At 29.2% G+C, this 771-nt stretch carries 2 protein-coding genes; both read right to left on the bottom strand.

Going from position 1 to position 771, the window contains the following annotated elements; genetic code table 11:
* Positions 1-56: 56 nt before the first annotated feature.
* A complete protein-coding gene (locus ACG9ZL_RS21080; protein WP_419306142.1) occupies positions 57-269 on the bottom strand; it encodes a hypothetical protein in 213 nt (70 codons plus the stop codon).
* Positions 270-316: 47 nt separating this feature from the next.
* A complete protein-coding gene (locus ACG9ZL_RS21075) occupies positions 317-643 on the bottom strand; it encodes a hypothetical protein (protein ID WP_419354519.1) in 327 nt (108 codons plus the stop codon).
* Positions 644-771: the final 128 nt, after the last annotated feature.

Here is a 771-nt window from a genome sequence, read left to right as displayed (position 1 = left end):
GTCCAATAAAAAACCCACTCAGGTGAGTGGGTAAGAATTTGTTAAACAAATTAAATTTAAAGTTTTTCTACAAAAGCTGCATCAATCAACTTATGACCAGATGTTGATTCATGATGAGGCTTAATTCTTATTATTCCTCGATCTTGCAACTCTAGAAGAAATTTAAATACCACTTCAAATTCATCCACAGTAAAGTCATTTCCATAAAATTTTTTCTGACCAGATTCTAATGCATCGATTTCTTTTGTAATTTTTTTAATATCAACCATAGATTTTTACTCACAAAAATAAAATTAAAAATACCAAAAGTTATTAATTAATTTACCCATATAGGAATTCGCCCATATTTTTTAATGCATTTTTTTTCATAAGTTGAAACAATATCTATATAACATATGAAAGAAATAACTATTGGCACTACAAGTTGTCCCCAGATAATCCAGCTAATATTTTCACTAATTAGGTTTTGGAATAGATGGCTACCAAAGAAGTTTAAACTGAAAAGCCATAACAATAATGGCTGAAATAGCAATATAGATAGGCATATCAATAACACATAGAAAATAGATAAGTATTTCAGTTTTGGGAACTCTTTAAACACATAATCAACTTTTGTTGCTTTGCTATTCATCCATTCAAACATACGCTCGCACCTTCATAATATTTTTAATATATATAGCTTATTTTGCATATTTATCAAGTAAAAAAACCTCCCGAAGGAGGTTTGTTAAATTACCACGCTGGCGCATTAAACCATTTAGGATTCACACC

The organism is Acinetobacter legionensis (assembly GCF_048551735.1).
Classification (GTDB): domain Bacteria; phylum Pseudomonadota; class Gammaproteobacteria; order Pseudomonadales; family Moraxellaceae; genus Acinetobacter.
This window is presented reverse-complemented; position numbering and strand designations above follow the sequence as displayed.

Excerpts from the sequence above, each read along its gene's own strand:
- ACG9ZL_RS21080 (WP_419306142.1), bottom strand. The coding sequence starts at position 269 with ATGGTTGATATTAAAAAAATTACAAAAGAAATCGATGCATTAGAATCT.
- ACG9ZL_RS21075 (WP_419354519.1), bottom strand. The coding sequence starts at position 643 with ATGTTTGAATGGATGAATAGCAAAGCAACAAAAGTTGATTATGTGTTT.